The 17171-nt window shown below is 71.4% G+C and carries 19 protein-coding genes and 2 pseudogenes; 8 read left to right on the forward strand and 13 right to left on the reverse strand.

Going from position 1 to position 17171, the window contains the following annotated elements:
- Nucleotides 1-90: 90 nt before the first annotated feature.
- On the forward strand, nucleotides 91-1011 hold the full coding sequence (locus BP05_RS13290) for a transporter substrate-binding domain-containing protein (protein ID WP_496364233.1): 921 nt from the start codon (nucleotides 91-93) through the stop codon (nucleotides 1009-1011).
- Entirely contained in the window at nucleotides 1008-2330 is a 1323-nt protein-coding gene (locus BP05_RS13295; protein WP_496364235.1) for a GGDEF domain-containing protein, read from the forward strand. The genes BP05_RS13290 and BP05_RS13295 overlap by 4 nt, the downstream gene beginning before the upstream one ends.
- A 21-nt stretch (nucleotides 2331-2351) precedes the next feature.
- On the opposite strand, the gene BP05_RS13300 is transcribed toward BP05_RS13295, so the two are convergent.
- The 4 genes and pseudogenes from BP05_RS13300 to BP05_RS13315 form a co-directional block, all read right to left on the reverse strand.
- Nucleotides 2352-2738 carry a cupin domain-containing protein gene (locus BP05_RS13300; RefSeq protein ID WP_496364468.1) on the reverse strand — a complete coding sequence of 129 codons (387 nt, stop codon included), beginning with the start codon at nucleotides 2736-2738 and terminating at the stop codon, nucleotides 2352-2354.
- 247 nt (nucleotides 2739-2985) lie between these two features.
- Nucleotides 2986-3645, reverse strand: a pseudogene (locus tag BP05_RS13305) (hypothetical protein); the annotation flags it as partial.
- A 131-nt stretch (nucleotides 3646-3776) separates the two neighbouring features.
- Complete coding sequence (locus BP05_RS13310; RefSeq protein ID WP_496364237.1) at nucleotides 3777-4523, reverse strand: glucose 1-dehydrogenase; 747 nt, start codon at nucleotides 4521-4523, stop codon at nucleotides 3777-3779.
- Between the two features lie 295 nt (nucleotides 4524-4818).
- A complete protein-coding gene (locus BP05_RS13315; protein ID WP_496364239.1) occupies nucleotides 4819-5949 on the reverse strand; it encodes an RCC1 domain-containing protein in 1131 nt (376 codons plus the stop codon).
- A 347-nt stretch (nucleotides 5950-6296) separates the two neighbouring features.
- Between BP05_RS13315 and BP05_RS13320 the strand changes: the two genes are divergently transcribed.
- Nucleotides 6297-6638 (forward strand): RcnB family protein, encoded by a 342-nt coding sequence (locus tag BP05_RS13320; protein WP_496364241.1) that lies wholly within the window; start codon nucleotides 6297-6299, stop codon nucleotides 6636-6638.
- Between the two features lie 60 nt (nucleotides 6639-6698).
- On the opposite strand, the gene BP05_RS13325 is transcribed toward BP05_RS13320, so the two are convergent.
- Entirely contained in the window at nucleotides 6699-7190 is a 492-nt protein-coding gene (locus BP05_RS13325) for a hypothetical protein (RefSeq protein WP_496364243.1), read from the reverse strand.
- A gap of 171 nt (nucleotides 7191-7361) precedes the next feature.
- On the opposite strand from BP05_RS13325, the gene BP05_RS13330 reads away from it, so the two are divergent.
- Nucleotides 7362-7631: a hypothetical protein gene (locus BP05_RS13330; protein ID WP_496364245.1), complete on the forward strand. Its 270-nt coding sequence runs from the start codon at nucleotides 7362-7364 to the stop codon at nucleotides 7629-7631.
- 19 nt (nucleotides 7632-7650) lie between these two features.
- Here the strand turns inward: BP05_RS13330 and BP05_RS13335 are convergent, their stop codons facing one another.
- The 3 genes and pseudogenes from BP05_RS13335 to BP05_RS13345 form a co-directional block, all read right to left on the reverse strand.
- Nucleotides 7651-8169, reverse strand: a complete 519-nt coding sequence (locus tag BP05_RS13335) for a glutaredoxin domain-containing protein (RefSeq protein WP_496364454.1) — start codon at nucleotides 8167-8169, stop codon at nucleotides 7651-7653.
- Nucleotides 8149-9162: pseudogene (gene cysK / locus BP05_RS13340) on the reverse strand (cysteine synthase A); the annotation flags it as partial. The pseudogene cysK and the gene BP05_RS13335, both read right to left, overlap by 21 nt.
- 129 nt (nucleotides 9163-9291) lie before the next feature.
- Nucleotides 9292-9591: a hypothetical protein gene (locus tag BP05_RS13345; protein ID WP_496364247.1), complete on the reverse strand. Its 300-nt coding sequence runs from the start codon at nucleotides 9589-9591 to the stop codon at nucleotides 9292-9294.
- 181 nt (nucleotides 9592-9772) lie between these two features.
- On the opposite strand from BP05_RS13345, the gene BP05_RS13350 reads away from it, so the two are divergent.
- On the forward strand, nucleotides 9773-10150 hold the full coding sequence (locus BP05_RS13350) for a hypothetical protein (RefSeq protein WP_496364249.1): 378 nt from the start codon (nucleotides 9773-9775) through the stop codon (nucleotides 10148-10150).
- 29 nt (nucleotides 10151-10179) lie between these two features.
- Here BP05_RS13350 and msrA read toward each other — a convergent pair whose 3' ends face one another.
- The 3 genes from msrA to BP05_RS13365 form a co-directional block, all read right to left on the reverse strand.
- A complete protein-coding gene (gene msrA, locus BP05_RS13355; RefSeq protein WP_496364251.1) occupies nucleotides 10180-10683 on the reverse strand; it encodes a peptide-methionine (S)-S-oxide reductase MsrA in 504 nt (167 codons plus the stop codon).
- Complete coding sequence (msrB, locus tag BP05_RS13360; protein ID WP_496364253.1) at nucleotides 10680-11129, reverse strand: peptide-methionine (R)-S-oxide reductase MsrB; 450 nt, start codon at nucleotides 11127-11129, stop codon at nucleotides 10680-10682. Before msrB ends, msrA begins: the two co-directional genes overlap by 4 nt.
- 213 nt (nucleotides 11130-11342) lie before the next feature.
- On the reverse strand, nucleotides 11343-12044 hold the full coding sequence (locus tag BP05_RS13365) for a VTT domain-containing protein (protein WP_496364255.1): 702 nt from the start codon (nucleotides 12042-12044) through the stop codon (nucleotides 11343-11345).
- Between the two features lie 188 nt (nucleotides 12045-12232).
- Between BP05_RS13365 and BP05_RS13370 the strand changes: the two genes are divergently transcribed.
- Complete coding sequence (locus BP05_RS13370) at nucleotides 12233-14122, forward strand: putative bifunctional diguanylate cyclase/phosphodiesterase (RefSeq protein ID WP_496364257.1); 1890 nt, start codon at nucleotides 12233-12235, stop codon at nucleotides 14120-14122.
- A 30-nt stretch (nucleotides 14123-14152) separates the two neighbouring features.
- Here the strand turns inward: BP05_RS13370 and BP05_RS13375 are convergent, their stop codons facing one another.
- Complete coding sequence (locus BP05_RS13375) at nucleotides 14153-14617, reverse strand: hypothetical protein (RefSeq protein WP_496364259.1); 465 nt, start codon at nucleotides 14615-14617, stop codon at nucleotides 14153-14155.
- Nucleotides 14618-14717: 100 nt separating this feature from the next.
- Nucleotides 14718-15275, reverse strand: coding sequence for a YaeQ family protein (locus BP05_RS13380; protein ID WP_496364261.1), 558 nt, complete (start codon nucleotides 15273-15275; stop codon nucleotides 14718-14720).
- A 185-nt stretch (nucleotides 15276-15460) separates the two neighbouring features.
- On the opposite strand from BP05_RS13380, the gene BP05_RS13385 reads away from it, so the two are divergent.
- Together BP05_RS13385 and BP05_RS13390 are read left to right on the forward strand one after the other, a co-directional pair.
- On the forward strand, nucleotides 15461-16414 hold the full coding sequence (locus tag BP05_RS13385) for a L,D-transpeptidase family protein (RefSeq protein WP_496364263.1): 954 nt from the start codon (nucleotides 15461-15463) through the stop codon (nucleotides 16412-16414).
- A gap of 6 nt (nucleotides 16415-16420) precedes the next feature.
- A complete protein-coding gene (locus BP05_RS13390; RefSeq protein ID WP_496364456.1) occupies nucleotides 16421-17149 on the forward strand; it encodes a M23 family metallopeptidase in 729 nt (242 codons plus the stop codon).
- Nucleotides 17150-17171 lie beyond the last annotated feature (22 nt).

Raw genomic sequence — 17171 nt, forward strand, 5'->3', positions numbered from 1 at the left:
GGCGCCGCCGTCCATTGTGTTCCGCGCCGCCGCGGCAATGGCCTTAGCATGGGCCCGACGTCGACCCGTGCATGCGAGGCTGCTACGCGAATGCACCGCCGCGATCCGTTCGTCGCCGGTTCCGCGCCCGCCTTGTGCCGGGCGCGCGGGTTCGTGCTGGCGCTCGCGCTGGTGCTGGCCGCCATCTCGCCCGCCTTCGCGGCGGCAGCAGGGACGGCGCTGCAGGTGCGGTATCCGGCGCAGGAATCCGCCGCCGACGCGCGCCGTGCCTATCCGCTGGCGGTGCTGCGCCTCGCGCTCGCGCGCAGCGGGCGCGCGCACGTATTGCAGGCCGCGACCACGCCGGCGTCGCAGCTGCGGACGTTGCGATTGGTGGAGGACAGCCTGCTCGACGTGGCCTGGTCGGAGACCACCAGCGAACGCGAACGCAGCCTGCGCCCGGTGCGCTTCCCCATCGACCGCGGCCTGATCGGCTGGCGCGTGCTGCTGGTGCGGCGCGACGCCGTCGGCTCGTTCGCGCAGGTGCGCGACGTCCGCGACCTCCGCCAGCGGATCGGCGCCCAAGGCCACGACTGGCCCGACCTGGCGATCCTGCGCGGCAATGGCCTGGCGGTCGCGGCCGGCAGCAGCTACGACGGCCTGTTCGCCATGCTCGCGCGCGGCCACATCGACTACCTGCCGCGCTCGGTCGCCGAAGTCGGCGACGAACTCGCCGCGCGCCCCGGCCTGCCGCTCGCGGTCGAACCCACGCTGCTGCTGCACTATCCGTCGGCGCTGTATTTCTTCGTGCATCCGGACAACGTCGCGCTCGCCGACGCCCTGGCGACCGGGCTGCAACGCAGCCAGCGCGACGGCAGCCTGCAGCGCCTGTTCGACCAGACCTACGGCGCGCAACTGGCGGCGTTGGACCTGCCGCGGCGGCGCGTGCTGGAGCTGTCCAATCCGCTGCTGCCCGCGACGACGCCGGTGCAGGATCCGGCGTGGCTGCCGACCCCGGGAGCGGCGCGGTGAGCCGCGCACCCGGCCATGAGGTGCGCGCGCGCCGTTCGGTCAGCCGGCGCCTGGTGTTCGCCGCCAGCGCGGTGGCGCTGGTGCTCGCGCTGGTGATGACGGTGGTCCAGCTGCGTTCCGCGTACCAGGGCGAGGTGGCGCACCTGCGCGAGCGCCTCGACGAGGTCGGCACCAACATCGTGCCGAGCCTGACCGAGGCGGTCTGGCAGGTCGACAGCACGCGCATCGACCTGCTGCTCGACGGCATCTCCCGCGGCGAAGGAGTCGCCTGGGTCCGCCTGCGCGACGACCGCGGCCAGGTGCGCGAACGCGGCCGACCGCCGGCGCGCGAGGTAGCATCGCGCCGCTACACCCTGACCAAGCGCGGCGATCGCGTCTTCGCGATGGGCACGCTCGACGTGGCGATGGACGATCGCACGATCGTCGCCGAGATCCGGAAGCGCGCCCTCTCGCGCACGCTGACGCTCGCCACCGCCTTGGTCGCCGGCGGCCTGCTGTTGCTGTTCCTGTTCCGCTACTGGGTCACGCGGCATCTCGCCGCGATGGCCGCATACGCGCGCGGCCTGCACCTGGATACGCTGGAGCAGCCGCTGCACCTCGACAAGGACAGCGCCGGACCGCCGGACGAGATCGACGAGGTGGCCGATTCCATCAACCGCATGCGCCAGACCCTGGTCGCGGAGCTGTCGTTGCGCCGCGTGCACGAGGGCGAGTTGCGCGCCCACCGCGAACAGCTCGAGCAGCTGGTCGCCGTGCGCACCGAGGCGCTGGAGGCGCAGCGCGACGCCGTGCAGCGCCTGGCCAATACCGACCACCTCACCGGCGTGCTCAGCCGGCGCCACTTCTACGACTGCACCGATCGCGAGACCGTGCGGGCGCAGCGCGACGGCACGCCGCTGGCGTTCCTGATGATCGACATCGACCATTTCAAGCGCATCAACGACGGCCATGGCCACGCCGTCGGCGACATGGTGCTGAAGGCGTTCGCCGCCACGTGCACGGCGGCGTTGCCCGAGTCCGCGATCTTCGGCCGGCTGGGCGGCGAGGAGTTTGCGATCGCCCTGCCCGATACGCCGCAGGCCGCGGCGCTGGCGCTGGCCGAGACCCTGCGCGCGGCGGTCGCCGCCCGCACCGTTGCCACGCATGATGGCCATGACATCGCTTTCACCGCGTCGATCGGACTCGCGCTGATGAATGCGCAGGACGCCGATGTCGATGCCGTGCTCAAGCGCTGCGACGAAGCGCTGTACCGCGCCAAGCGCGAAGGCCGCAACCGCGTCGTCCTGCACGGACGCGGCGACGCGGCGGGGATGCCCTGAGGCGCTTTGCCGCCGCGGTCCTCACTCCTTCGGCATCGGCTCCGGCGCCATCGGTTCCTTCAGTTCGATCACCAGCGTGTGCACAGCGGTCTTGCCGGTGTTCCTGGTGTCGTGGGTGACCGGGCCGCTCCACAGCACTTCGCCGGGCTTGCGATCCATCGAACGGGTGGTGCCGTCGGCCATGGTCTGCGTCGCCGCACCGCCGGAAAGGAACACCACGACGTTGTCGCCGTGCGAATGCATGCCGGTGCTCTGCCCCGGCGCCATCTGCAATTCGATGACCCGCACCTTGTCGTTGTCCAGCACCACCTTGGCCTGCTTGCCGGCGCTCACGGCGAGGTCCTGCGCCATGCCTGCCAACGGCGCGGCGGCCAGCAACACTGCGACCACTGCATGGGACCGGTTCATGGCAACTCCTCGTTCGCGGGGGTGCGCCGTTGTAGGCGCGCCGCCATACCAGCGGCCATCCCCCGTGCGGGTGCCGCGCGGGTATGCGCTCAATAGATGACGTAGATGCGCAGCGCGAACCCGCCGGGCACCGCTTCCACCCCACCCCGCGCCGCGCGTCGCCGGGCCCGCCGAGGAAGGCGTCGTTGATGAAGACGGCGAGGAAATTCCCCAGGGCCATGCCGGCCAGCACGTCGGAGGGATAGTGCTTGCCCGCTTCGATGCGCGCCCACGAGGTGCCCGCGGTCAACGCCACCAGGCCGACATCGAGCACCTGGCGCGTGCGCTCGGACATGTCGATGAAGCGCAGGTTGCGCGAGGCCAGGCGGGTGTTCACCGCGGCAGCCGAGGCGTGCCCGGAGGGAAAGCTCGGCGAACGGCTGCCATCGGGCCGGGTGCGATCGGTGCCGCGCTTGAACGCGTTGGTGACCTGGCTGGTGGCCGCGCGCGCCGCCACGCCGACGGCGAGGCCGCGCGCCTTGTTGGCGAACCACTCGTCCGCCGAATCGCCGCTGGGCGTGAACAACACCGTCGCCGCATACGCCAGGCTCGACGCGCTGCGCAGGTCGTCGCTCCAGCGCACGGCATTGCGCTGGGAACCGAACAGTGGCCGTTCGCGCCGCGCCCAGTCGGCGACTTCCCGATCCCAGTCGTCGACCTGGAAGACCACCGCGCCCGCCAGCGGTACCCACACGTGCGGATCGCGCGCCGCATTCGCCGCCGACGCGCGGATGCGCTCCCAGCCGGGTGTCAGCGTCGCGTTCTCGCCCCAGGCCGCGCCCCCTTGCGGCAGCGTGGCGCAGCCTCCGCCGGCGGCGAGCGCCAGCACGAGGCACATCCATTCCAGCAACCTGCGCACGCCCGCCATGACGACGCCTCGGTGAGCGACGCCGCCGGGGCGGCGTCAGCGATGGCGCATGGTTCTACCGGCGGTGTTATCCCGGTGTGGAACCGGGGTGCAGCCAGGGAAAGGCGGCGCACCGCCCTTCCCCACGGCGATCAGCGCACGCCGCCGCCGGCCAGCAATTGTTCGCCGGTCAGCCAGTACGAATCGTTCGAGGCGAGGAACACCGCGATCGAGGCGATGTCGTCGGGCTGGCCGATGCGGCCGAGCGGGGTCTGCGCGATTGCGTTGGTGTGGAAGTCCGAGCCGATGAAACCGGCGCTGTGGGTGCCCTCGGTCTCGATCATTCCCGGGTTCAGCGCGTTGACGCGGATCCTGCGCGGTCCCAGCTCGCGCGAGAGCACGCCGGTGATCGCGTCGACCGCGCCCTTGGTGCCGGTGTACACCGCGCTGCCCGGCGGAGTGATGCGGGTGGCGACCGAGCCGACGTTGATGATGCTGGCGCCCTCGCCCATGTGCCTGGCCGCGGCCTGCGTGGTGAGCAGCAGGCCGAGCACGTTGATGTTGAAGTGGCGGTGGAAGTCGGCCTCGGTGATGTCCTGCAGCGGCGCGAAGCCGTACACGCCGGAATTGTTGACGAGGATGTCGAGCCGGCCGAACTGCTGCACGGCCGCATCGACGATGGCTTCGGCCTCCGCCTGTTTCGACACGTCGCCGCGCACCGCGACGGCGCGGCCGCCGGCGGCCTTGATGCGGTCGACGACCGCGTCGGCGCCCTCCTTGCTCGATGCGTAGTTGACGACGACCGCCGCGCCTTCGGCGGCGAGGGCCGTGGCGATGGCGGCGCCGATGCCCTTGGATGCGCCGGTGACGACGGCGACTTTGCCTGCAAGCTTGCTCATGACGATTCCTGGTGTGGGGAGTAGCGCTGGCGCCCGCATTGCCGCGGGTCGCCACCGTGCCCCACGACGTGGGTCCGCCATGCCGGGGAAAAAGTGCCGCAACCAGGGAAGAAAAATCCCGCCGGCGGGACGGTCGCGTCAGGCCGCGGCGAGCCGGTCCTTCTGCGCACTGAGCGCTTCGTCGGCGCGGCGCGTCGAATTCATGCGTGGCGCTTCACCCCGTGGTTTCCACGTCGCGATTCCCGCACGCGGATTGCGCTGCACGCGTCGCCCAGCGCCGGACGCGCGCCGCGAATCAGCGACAGCCGATCAGCGCGCGGATGTCGGCCGCCTGCGCGATGAAGTAGTCCGCCTGTTCGCGACCCAGTTGGCGGCCACGCTGCGCGAGCGCGGTGCGGCTGAAGGCCAGCAGCGAGCGGCACGCCGTGACGCGGTTGGATCCGGACAACGCCGCCAGGGCCAGGTCGAGCTGGACGCGCAACGCCTCGCGGACCGGTACGCCCAGTTGGGTGACGTCGGCGCGCAGGTCGCGGATCGCCTGCTCCGGCGAGAGCGCATCGCGCAGCGCGAGGTTGTGGTAACTGCCCGCGGCGATCCGGGTGACGCCGCCCAGGCCGGCCGGGATGCTGACCTGGCCCTCGCTGTCGAAGCCCCACGCGATCACGGTGCCGTCCGCGCGCAGGGCCACGCAGTGCTGGACGCCACCGGCGATGGCGACGACACCGGTGAGGCCGGCGGGAACCGCGCGCGGATTGTCCTGGTCGCCCCACACCACGACGGTGCCGTCGGAGCGCAGCGCCATGCTCAGGGTATTGCCCGCGGCGACGGCAACGACATGGTCGAGTCCGCCGGGAACGGCGGATTCGCCGTCGAGATTGCTGCCCCATGCGACCACGGTGCCGTCGATGCGCAGCGCCAGGCTGTGGAAACGCCCCGCGGCGATCGCGCTTACACCGGTGAGGCCCGCGGGCACGTCCACCTGGCCGGAGCCGTTCGCGCCCCAGGCGACGACCGTGCCGTCGCGCCGCAGTGCCAGGCTGTGCAGGCCGCCGGCGGCGATCGCGGTGGCGTCGCTCAATGCGGCCGGCACCTGCAACTGCGACTGGCCGTCGTCGCCCCACGCCACCACCGTGCCATCCGCGCGCAAGGCCACGCTGTGGAACAGCCCGCCGGCCACCGCGGTGACGTTGGCGAGGCCCGCCGGCACGTCGCTCTGTCCGAATGCATTGGCGCCGAACGCGGAGACCGTGCCGTCGGCATGCACGATCAGGCTGTGCAGGTGGCCCGCGCCGATGGCGACGACATCGTTGCCGGGCGGCGGCACCGTGGTCTGGCCATCCAGGCCCAGGCCCCAGGCCACCACCGTGCCCTGCGCGAAGGCCGCGGGCGACAGCAGCACCGCGGTGGCAAGCACGAGATTGCGCAACCAGCGGCTGCTCCGTTCCCGGCGACGATCCGGGGTGACCGGACGAGGCCGGGTCCAACTGCACGCATACATCGCAACTCCTCCAAGGCGCGCAGCTTGCTGCAGCCTGTTTGCGGGCGCGGCATCGGGCGATGGCGCCGGTATGGGAAGTCACGCGAGATCCGCGCGGCGCCGGTCACGCCGCCACGGCGCGAACGTGAATGCGACAGCTGGAAGCATGCGCGGTGCCAGCTTTTTCACGGGATCATGGCGTCGGTGAATCGTTGCATCCGATTCAGCACCGGCTGCCGCGACATTCACCCGCGCCCGCCTAAGGTGCCGGCACCGTACGAGCAAGGAGGTAGTACATGAAGCTGCATGCACCGATTGCCATCGCGCTCGCCCTGGCTTTTGCCGCGGCCCCGGCCTTCGCCGACAAGGGCCGCCACCATGACGGCGAGCACCACCGCGACTGGAAATCCGAGGGGCGCCACGACAACGGCCGCCACCTGGGTTGGCAGAAGAAGGCCTGGAAGCGCGGCGAACGCATCGTGCTGGTCGACGTCGATCCGCGTTACTACGTCGACGACTACCGCGCCTATCAGCTGAGCGCGCCGCCGCGCGGCTATCGCTGGATCCGGCCGATGGACGACCGCTACCTGCTGGTCGATGTCACCACCGGGCTGATCGCGCAGGCCCTGGGCTACTGATGCCAGGCGTCGTTGCGCACGAAGGCCCCGCACTCGCGGGGCCTTCGTTCTGGGGGCGACTCAGTCGCAGCGCACCGCGGGGTTCCAGTCGGCGAACAGGCCGTTGCGGTTGCCTTGCCACAGCCACACGTGCAGCACCCATGCGTCCACGTCGGGGTTGTAGTGGAACGCCTGGCCGAACAGCTCGGGCACCGGATCGCTGCCCAGCGCATCGGCGAACACCAGGTACTCGACCGCGACCAGGCGCTTGCCGCCGGACGGCGTGGGCGCATACACCAGCAGTTCGGGCCGCAACGCATCGACCTGGTTGTCGAAGAACACGTCCCAGTTGACCTGGTGGTAGCCCATGCCGCCGTCCGGCGACGACAGGCACGGCGTCAGTTGCTCGGTCCAACCCGCGGCGATGGCGTTGTCGAGCGAATGGAACGACGCGGTCGCCAGGCGCAACGCCTGCAGCTGCGCGTTGAGCGCCGAATCCGCGGCCGCCTGCGCGCCGGGCGCTGCCGCGGCCAACGCGAGGCATGCCGCGGCCAGCACGGTCCTGTGGTTCATGGTGATTCTCCGCAAGGAAGGGGCGCGGCGCCCGCTTCCATTCGCGTGCCGCACCACGCTCAACGCGGGCAGACCGTGGCGCGGGACAGTCGCGGCCATCCCCCGAGCAGGTAGCTGACAAACGCCGGTCGGCGTGGCGGCAATAGCGCACCGTCGATCGCGGAAGGCCCAATGAACCTCATCTACGCGCACAGCTACGCCAGCGCCCGCGCTTACGCGCTGCACCACGAATTGATGCCGGGCGACTGGAAGTGGCTGCAGGACGCCAACGTCATCCGCCAGAACCCGCGCGCCGACGTGTTCAAGGCGGAACGCTGGGACGCCAGTCCGCGCCGCGAGCAGATCGACGAGGCGCTGGTGCGCGCGCAGAAGAGCCACCGCCTGGGTTCGGTGGTCGAGGTGGACGCGTTCCGGGGCACGCTCGGCGTATCCGGCACCTAGCCCGGCCGGAGTGGCGGTCTCAACGTGGTTGCAGCCACGCCGGCAGCAATGCCGCGGGGTCGACCGGCACGTCCTCCGCGCAGTCGACGCCATGCGCCTTGAGCAGCGCCTGCAGGCGTCCGTCCTTCGCCAGTTCCAGGGTTTCGGTGCAGCCGCCGAGCCAATCGCCGCCGAGGAACACCTGCGGGATGGTGCGGCTGCCGGTGCGTGCGGCCAGCACCGCGCGGATCTGGCCACCGCGATCGTCGCGCTGGTACGCGGTCGAATCGAGGTCGATGGAGCGGTAGGGAATACCGAGCTTCGCGAACAGCTTGCGCAGCGACCAGCAGAACTCGCACCACTCCAGCGCGAACAGCACCAGCGGCTGTTCGCGATCGGCGAGCACGCCCGCGACGAAGGCCTCGACCTCCGCCGACGCCGGGGGCGCCAGCGGCGTGCCCTGCGTCGCGGCCGCTGGCGGCGGCGATGGCGATGGTGGCGGCGCATCGAAGCGCGCGCCCGGGGTCGAGCGCGAGATCGCCAGCTCCTCGTCGGTCATGTCGATGCCGATGCCTTCGAACAGCGGCGTGCTCAGGTAGCGCTCGCCGGTGTCGGGCAGCATGCACAGGATGGTGGCGCCGTCGGGCGCTTCGGCGGCGAGCTGCAATGCGCCCGCCAGGGTCGCGCCGGCGGAGATACCGACGAAGATGCCCTCGCGCTGCGCCAGCTCGCGCGCCAGGCGCGTGGCGTCGCCGCCGTTGATCGGCAGCACGCGGTCGATCCAGTGCGCGGCGATGGCGTCCTCGGTGAGCTTGGGGATGAAGTCGGGCGACCAGCCCTGCATCAGGTGCGGACGGAACGCCGGGTGGCTGTCGCTGGGCGTGCCGTCGGCCGCGCGTGGCTGCGGCAGGCCGCTGCCGAGGATCGGCGCGTTGTCCGGTTCGCACACCACGATCCGCGTGTCCGGCCGCTCGGCCTTGAGCACGCGCGCCACGCCCTTGAGCGTGCCGCCGGTGCCGTAGCCGGTGACGAAATAATCGAGCCGTTCGCCGGCGAACGCGGCGAGGATTTCGCGCGCGGTCGTGCGCGAATGCATGTCGGCGTTGGCCTCGTTCTCGAACTGCCGGCACAGGAACCAGCCGTGCGCCTGCGCCAGTTCCATCGCCTTGGCGAGCATGCCGCTGCCCTTCAGCGCCGCCGGGGTCAGCACCACCTTCGCGCCGAGGAACCGCATCATCCTGCGGCGTTCGACGCTGAAGTTCTCCGCCATCGTCACCACCAGCGGATAGCCTTTCACCGCGCACACCATCGCCAGGCCGATGCCGGTGTTGCCGCTGGTCGCCTCGATCACCGTCTGCCCGGGCGCGAGCGCGCCGCGGCGCTCGGCGTCCTCGATGATGCCGAGCGCGAGCCGGTCCTTGACCGAGCCCATCGGATTGAACGACTCGACCTTGGCGAACACGTTGACGCGCGGCGGCGCCAGCTTGTTGAGGCGTACGACCGGGGTGCGCCCGACCGTGCCGAGGATGTCGTCGAAGCGATTGGCGTGCATGGCGGGTGCCTCCTGCAGGGGCACTGTGCGCGCGCGAGTGTTCGGTCGACGCGAAGTCGGCCGCGTGTCCGGGTCAGGACCGTGGGAATCCGCGGCCGCCCCTGCGCGTGCCGCGTACGATCGGTGCGCTCAGCAGTTGCCCGCGTCGACCCAGCCGTTGGCGACGCGGCGCATGCGCTGCCCACCGATGCAGCGCTCGTTCTTCGCCTCGTTGCGCTGCGCCTGTTCGCGCGCGCGCTGCTCGGCGCGCAGGCGTTGCTGGATCTTGAGCGCGGCCTCGCGGACGTCGCGCGCCGACGCTGCTGCCACCACCGGTGGCTTCGCGGCGGCAGGCTGGACGGCGGGCGGCGCGGCATGACCCGCGGTGCTGCCGAGCAAGCCGGCCCACGCCGCAACCAGCAAGCCGCCTCCGCAAACCTTCGCCTTCATCGTCATCCGTCCCCGCATTCCGGGCGCACCGCGCGCACCGGCATGGTAGTGGCTATCGCCCCGCGTGCGGGCCTCGCGATGTGCGGCCCGTCGCAATGCCGGCCACCCTTCCCTCACGGTTTGCACCCCATGCCCGCGGGACGCGCCACAATCGCGCGCCCTTCCCCTTCGAGCCACGCGCATGCCCCGTTCCGTCCGTGTTCCCGCCGCCGCGTTGGCCGCGCTCGCCATCGCGGTGCTGTCCGCCTGCGCCACGCCGCCCGCGCGTCCGCTGGGGCTCGTGCCTGGCGCCGAAGCCACGGTCGAAGGCAACGTCGTCGCCGTCGACACTGCACCGTGGGCCTACGACGGCAACGCCGTGGTCAGCCTGGCCACGTCCGCATCCGGCGTGGTCAAGGTGCAGCTGCCGGCACGCTGGAATCTATGCAAGGCCGCCGCACCCGGCGACGAGCAGGCGCTGCGGCCGGGCGATCGCGTGCGTGCCATTGGCACCGCGAGCGCGGCCGACACCATCGTGGTGTGCGCGCAACCGCAGCACCGGTTGCGCAAGGTGGAGTGAGCACCATCCGCGGGGCTTCGCGCCCCGCGCTATGTCGCCGCGCGCCGCGGCAGCTTCCAGTCCGGGCGGACGAAGTGGCAGGTGTAGCCGTCGGGATAGCGCTGCAGGTAGTCCTGATGCTCGGGTTCGGCTTCCCAGAAGTCGCCCGCGGGCGCGACCTCGGTGACCGCCTTGCCGGGCCACAGGCCGGAGGCGTCGACGTCGGCGATGGTGTCCAGCGCGATGCGCTGCTGCTCGGGCGTGGTGTAGAAGATCGCCGAGCGGTAGGACAGGCCGACGTCGTTGCCCTGGCGGTTGCGCGTGGACGGATCGTGGATCTGGAAGAAGAACTCGAGCAGGTCGCGGTAGCTGATGCGCGCCGGATCGAAGGTGATTTCCACCGCCTCGGCATGGCTGCCGTGGTTGCGGTAGGTCGCATTGGGCACGTCGCCGCCGCTGTAGCCCACGCGTGTGCCGAGCACGCCGTCCTTCGCGCGCAGCAGCTCCTGCACGCCCCAGAAGCACCCGCCGGCCAGGATCGCCTTCTCGCTCATCGCACGTCCTCCACCTGGTCCAGGTACGCGCCGTAACCGGCGGCTTCCATCTCCTCGCGCGGCACGAAGCGCAACGCGGCGGAGTTGATGCAGTAGCGCAGGCCGCCGCGATCGCGCGGACCGTCGTCGAACACGTGGCCGAGGTGGCTGTCGCCGTGCGCCGAACGCACCTCGGTGCGGATCATGCCGTGCGAGGTGTCGCGCAGCTCGTTGACGTGCGCGGATTCGATCGGCTTGGTGAAGCTGGGCCAGCCGCAGCCGGATTCGAACTTCGCCGACGACGCGAACAACGGTTCGCCGGAGACGATGTCGACGTAGATCCCGGGGCGATCGTTATGCAGGTATTCGCCGGTGCCCGGGCGCTCGGTAGCGCCTTCCTGGGTGACGCGGTACTGCTCCGGCGTCAGCTGGGCGAGGGCTTCGGGGGTCTTGCGGTAGTCGCGCATGGCGGGCTCCAGGGTGCGGGAATCGCCGCCAGGTCTTGCTTCGGGCGACCCGGCGGCAGGATCGGGTTTCCCTCAGATGGGGTCGGTCGGAGCGGAGTGCAAACCCGCGCGGCGCGACGGTCACCCTTGCAGAGGCGGCCAAGGGCCGCGGGGATTCGCGGCGCGCGCCGGGACGCGCGCCGGTTCAGCTTCAGGCAGGGGCCGTGCCGCCTGCTAGCGAGCCTCGTTCGCGCCGGCGGCGTGCAGGCGCCGGTGCAGCCGGTGCACGGCGAGCAGGCTGACGCCGACACCCAGCACGGCCAGCGCCAGCATCCACCCGCGCTCGCGACGGATCAGGCTCTCGCCGAGCAGCACGGTGCCGATCGCGAACGGCGCCTCCACCAGCGCGAGTGCCGCCAGGTAGCGGCGGAACGGCACGTGCAGGAGGCCGAACAGATAGCCCGGCAACTCCGACGGCATCGCCACCTGGAACAGCAGCGCGGTCGGGAAGTCGACCTGCGCCGGCAGGCGCCGCAAGTAGAAATCCGCCAGCCGTGCCGGCACCAGCCCGCGCATCATCGGCCGGCCCAGAAAGCGCCCCATGGCGTACGCGCCCGCGCCGCCGAGCAGCCAGCCCAGCCACAACAGCAGCGCCGTGACCGGGCGCCCCCAGTTGTACACGGCGACCGGCACGAGCACCGCGCTGGAGAAGAACGCGAGCATCGCCGACAACGCCGACAGCACCACGAACACGACCGGGCCGGCGACCGGTTGCGCCGCGATGTAGGGTTCGGCCGCGGCCAGTGCCCGCTGCAGCAACGCGAACAGCGTGTCGACCGACAGCAGCAGCGCGATCACCGCGCACAACAGCAGCACTCCCAGCGCGCGGCGCCAGTGGTGCAGGAATTGCGCGGCGCGGAGGCGGGAAAACGGCACGGTCACGATTTGCGCTCGGGAACACGCCACCAGCGTACGCCGGCAACGGCCGGCGCGGCGCGGGCGCGCGGCTGCGATGGCCCGTTCGCGGGCCCGGGGCGCGTAACCGCTCGCGTACACCCCCGGTGCTAGAGTGCCGCAGGCCGCTGCCGCACAGGCCGCGGCAAGTTCCACGCGAGGAGGCTGCCATGTCCGCCATCGCGGGCCGCGACAAGCCGCTGCCGGAAACGCCAGGCACGCGCTACACCCGCGCACTGGTCGAACTGACCCGCGCCTGCTGGCATCCGGAGTGCACCCTGCAGGACGCGTTCGCCGTGATCTGCCAGACCGCGGCGCACGCGATGCAGGTCGAACGCGTCAATATCTGGCGCCTGCAGCCGCAACCGTTGCGGCTGGAGTGCGTGCACGCCTACACCCTGTCCAGCGCCGAGCACACGCCGCGCAAGGCGCTGGAAGTCCTGCCGATGGACGGCCACTACATCGACCTGCTGCAGGTGGTGCGCGCGATCGACGCCGTGGACGTGCACGCCGATCCGAGCACCGCCAGTTCGCACGGCGCCCTGCGCGCCTACCTGGAACGGCATGACATCCGTTCCCTGCTCGATGCGCCGGTGCGGCTGGAAGGCGAACTGGTGGGCGTGATCTGCCACGAGCAGGTCGGCACGGCGCGGGTATGGACCGCGGAAGAAGTCGCCTTCGCCGGCAGCATGGGCGATTACGTGGCGATGGTGGTCGAGATCGACCGGCGTCGCCAGGCCGAGCGGCGGCTGGCGCACCTGCGCCTGCACGATCCGGCCACCGACCTGCCCAATCGCGATTACCTGATCGAACGCGTGCGCGAGCGCCTGGCCACGCCGCACGATGCGCAGGAACCGGTCGCGGTGGTGCATGTGCACGTCGCCCTGCCCTACGGCGCGGCGATGCCGGCGAACGCGCCGACCGCCGAGGAGGTGATGGCCGAACTCGCGCTGCGCCTGCGCGTGGCCGTGGGCACGCAGGGCGCGTTGGCGCGCGTGCGCGCCGACGGCTTCGCGATCCTCTCGCATCGCCACGTCTCCGAACGCGAGGTGGTCGCCATCGCCGAGCGCTGCGTCGAGGCGGTGCGCAGCGTGTCCGGCTGGCATGGCGTGGAAGCCAGCGCCGCGGTCGGCGTCGCCTTCGCCCGCGACCTCGAGGAAGGCGATCCGCGCGTGCTGCTGCGCAGCGCCGAACTGGCGAGCGAGCGTGCGGCCGCGCTGGGCCGGCACCGGTTCGAAGTGTTCGACGTCACCCAGCACCGCGCCCTGGTCGAGCGCCTGCGCATGGAACAGGCGCTGCGCGACGCGCTGGACAACGGCGATTTCACGGTGCAGTACCAGCCGGAGTACGACCTGAGCGCCGGGGCGTGGTCCGGCGCGGAGGCGCTGGTGCGCTGGCGCCAGCCCGACGGGCTGCTCGGGGCCGGCGCCTTCATCGACGTCGCCGAAGAGTCCGGCCTGATCCTGCCGCTCGGCCGCTACGTGCTGCATCAGGCCTGCCACGACGCGTGCGAATGGCCGGAGCAGGAGCCGCCGCTGACCCTGCGCGTGAACGTGTCGGCGCAACAGTTCGCCGCGCCGGGCCTGGTCGACGACGTCGCCGACGCGCTCGCGCACTGCGGACTGGCTCCGCAGCGGCTGTGCCTGGAGGTCACCGAGACCACCCTGATGCACGACACCCGCGACGCGCTGCGCACGATGGAGCGGCTGAAGGCGCTGGGCGTGGGCCTGGCGGTCGACGATTTCGGCACCGGCTATTCGTCGCTGGCGTACCTCAAGGCCTTCCCGATCGATGCGATCAAGGTCGACCGCAGCTTCGTCGCGGGCTTGCCGGACGAACGCTTCGACGTCGCGCTGGTGACCGCGATCCGCGAACTGGCGCAGGCGCTGGAGATCGACGTGGTGGCCGAGGGCGTCGAGCGCACCGAACAGCGCGATGCCCTGCGTGCGCTGGGCGTGTGCCGCATCCAGGGCTGGCTGTACGCGCCGTCGCTGGACCACGGCGTGCTGCTGGAAACCCTCGCGCAACCGCCGCGCAGCGTTGCCGCCGCGCGGCACTAGCGCCGCGCGCCTGCTTCCTGCGGCAACCGCCTAGCGCAGGCGCGTGCGATACCTCTTGCCCGCGAGCGAGAGCAGCAGGCCGACCACGGCGATCGCGCCGATGACCAGGTGCATGGTCGCCGCACCCGAGACGCCCGCCAGGGCCAGCGGCTTCATGGTGCCGATGGCGCGGCCGCCGAGGAAATGCAGCACCGCGACCAGGTACATCAGCGGCACCAGCGCGCGGTAGCGCAGCAGCACGATGAAGAACACCAGCCCGAGCAGCACCTGCTCCAGGCCCATGCGCGCCATCAGGCCGACGATGTTCTGCGCCGCGCCCGCCGGGTACGTGTCGAGCGGGATGGTCGACACCGACTGCGCACCGCCGTCGGCGCGGAGGATGTGCGCCAGGCCCAGCCCCACTTTCATCACGGCCAGCAGCACGAACAGCCACAGCGCCGGCGCCAGCCCGCGATAGCGGTTGTCGGCGACCGACGGAAACATCCGAGCCAGCATCTGCGTCCCCTTGGCATGCGCCAAGCCGGCGCGCGCCCACTGTCGGCGATGCGCGGCGCGAATGCACGTGCCGGCGCGGGTGCTCCCGAAGCGCGCGGCGTCAGACCGCGGCCAGGGTCGGCGCCATTCGCACGCCGGGGCGCAACGCGACGGTGCGGTCGGTGTCCATCAGTTGCAGTTCGCCGTCCTGGATCATCGCGGTCAGGCGCATGCCGCGGTCGAGCAACGCGACGACGGCCTCGACGCTGCCGGGGTCGATGTCGAGCACGGTCAGGTTCTTCAGCCGTGCCAGCGTGGCCGCGTTCTTGCTCCACCACACGTCCGCGGCGCGGCCGCCGTAGTTCACCACGACGACCTGGTGCGCGCGGCTGCAGGCCTTGCGGATGCGCGCCTCGTCGGGTTGGCCCAGCTCGATCCACTGCTCGATCTCGCCGGTGTAGTCGTGCCGCCACAGCGCCGGTTCGTCCTCGTCACTGAGGCCGCGTCCGAACTCGAGCCGCTCGTCCGCGTGCAGCGCGAACGCGAGCAGCCGCACCATCAGGCGCTCGTCGGTCTCCGACGGATGCTGCGCCAGGGTGAGGTTGTGCGTGGCGTAGTAGTGCCGGTCCATGTCGCTGACCTGCAACTCGGCTTTGACGATGGTGGCCTTGAGGGCCATGGCGGTTACCTGGCGCAAGGCCGGTCGGAGCGGGCGGCCATTCTATCGGCCGCGCGCGGCGGCGCGCCCCGACGTGCCTGCGCCGGCTGACCAGTTAACGCTCCGTGACCGCGGATCGGTGATTTCACGCGGCCACGCAGTGGCCTGCCAGAGGATCGGGACAACCCCACTGCCGCTTGGACGCCATGCCCGCGATCCGGACCGCCCTGCTTCTTTCCGCCCTGTGGCTGGGTTGCGGCCATGCCGCCGCGGCCGAGGCCACCCTCGACCAGGCCAACGATCCGGCCACGCATAGTGGCGCCGCGGCGATGCTGCGCGCGCAGGTGCTGCTCGAACGCGCGCACTTCTCGCCGGGCGAGGTCGATGCCAGCGGCGGCGCCAACACCCGCCGCGCCCTCGCCGCGTTCCAGCGCAACCGCGCGCTGCCCGACAGCGGCGAACTCGACGAGGCGACGTGGAGCGCGCTCGAGAGCGACACCGCGCCGGTGCTGGTCACCTACACCGTCACCGAGCAGGACGTCGCCGGGCCGTTCGTGAAACTCTCCGACGACATCATGGAGAACGCGAAGCTTGCCCAACTCGGCTACGGCAGCGCGGCCGAGGCGCTGGGCGAGAAGTTCCGTGCCAGCCCCAAGCTGCTGCAACGGCTCAATCCCGGCAAGGCGCTCGACGTCGCCGGCACCGAACTGCTGGTGCCGAACCTCGCCGAGGTCGCGCCGCCGCCGGCGGCGGCATCGCTGGTGATCGACCGCTCCGAGTCGACCGTGGAACTGCTCGATGCGCAGGGCAAGGCGATCGCGCAATACCCCGCCAGCACCGGCAGCGAGCACGACCCGTTGCCGATCGGCGAATGGAAGATCAACGGTGTCTCGCTCGATCCCGCGTTCCATTACAACCCGGCGCTGTTCTGGGATGCGGATCCGGGCCATGCGAAGGCGCGCATCGCGCCGGGACCGAACAATCCCGTTGGTGTCGCCTGGATCGACCTGTCCAAGCCGCATTACGGCATCCACGGCACCGCCGAGCCGGCGACCATCGGCAAGACCCAGTCGCACGGCTGCATCCGCGTCACCAACTGGAGCGCGCGCGAGATCGCCCACGCGGTGAAGCCCGGCATGACCGCGCTCTTGCAGGAGTAGGCGATGCTGCGCGCCGTGCTGATCTTCGTCGTGGGCGTGCTGGTCGGCGCCAATGCCGTGTACTTCACGATGACGCGCGGCGATCGCTGCGCGCGCTGCGAGCGCGCGGCGGTGAGCGCAGCGCGCGACGCGGCGGCGCCGGGCTCCACCGGCGCGTCTGCAACGTCTGCAGCGCCCGCAGCGGGCACGACGGCGCCGGCGCCTGCGACGGTTGCGCCGGTCGCGCCGCCGCCCGTGGCCGCGACCCCGCTACCGGTTGCCACCACCAGCGCGCGCGACCTCAGGCTGGCGATGCCGCTGCCCGGCCTCGCCGCCGCGCAGCTGCGCGACACCTTCAATGAGTCGCGCGGCGGCGAACGCGCGCACGAAGCCCTCGACATCATGGCGCCCGCCGGCACGCCGGTGCTCGCGGTCGCCGATGGCCATGTCGAAAAACTGTTCACCAGCGTGCGCGGCGGGCTGACCATCTACCAGTTCGACCCGAGCAACCGCTACGCGTACTACTACGCGCACCTGCAGCGCTACGCGCCGGGCTTGGCGCAGGGGCAAGCCCTGAAGCAGGGCCAGGTGATCGGCTACGTCGGCAGCACCGGCAACGCCGATCCGGGCGCGCCGCACCTGCACTTCGCGGTGTTCGAGCTCGGGCCGGAGCGGCAGTGGTGGAAGGGCACGCCGCTCAATCCGTATCCGTTGCTGGGCGGCGTGGCCAAAGCCGCCGGACCGCCGGGCAATTGAGCCGCGTGCCTGCGCGCGTTGG

Source organism: Lysobacter oryzae DSM 21044 (genome assembly GCF_059568595.1).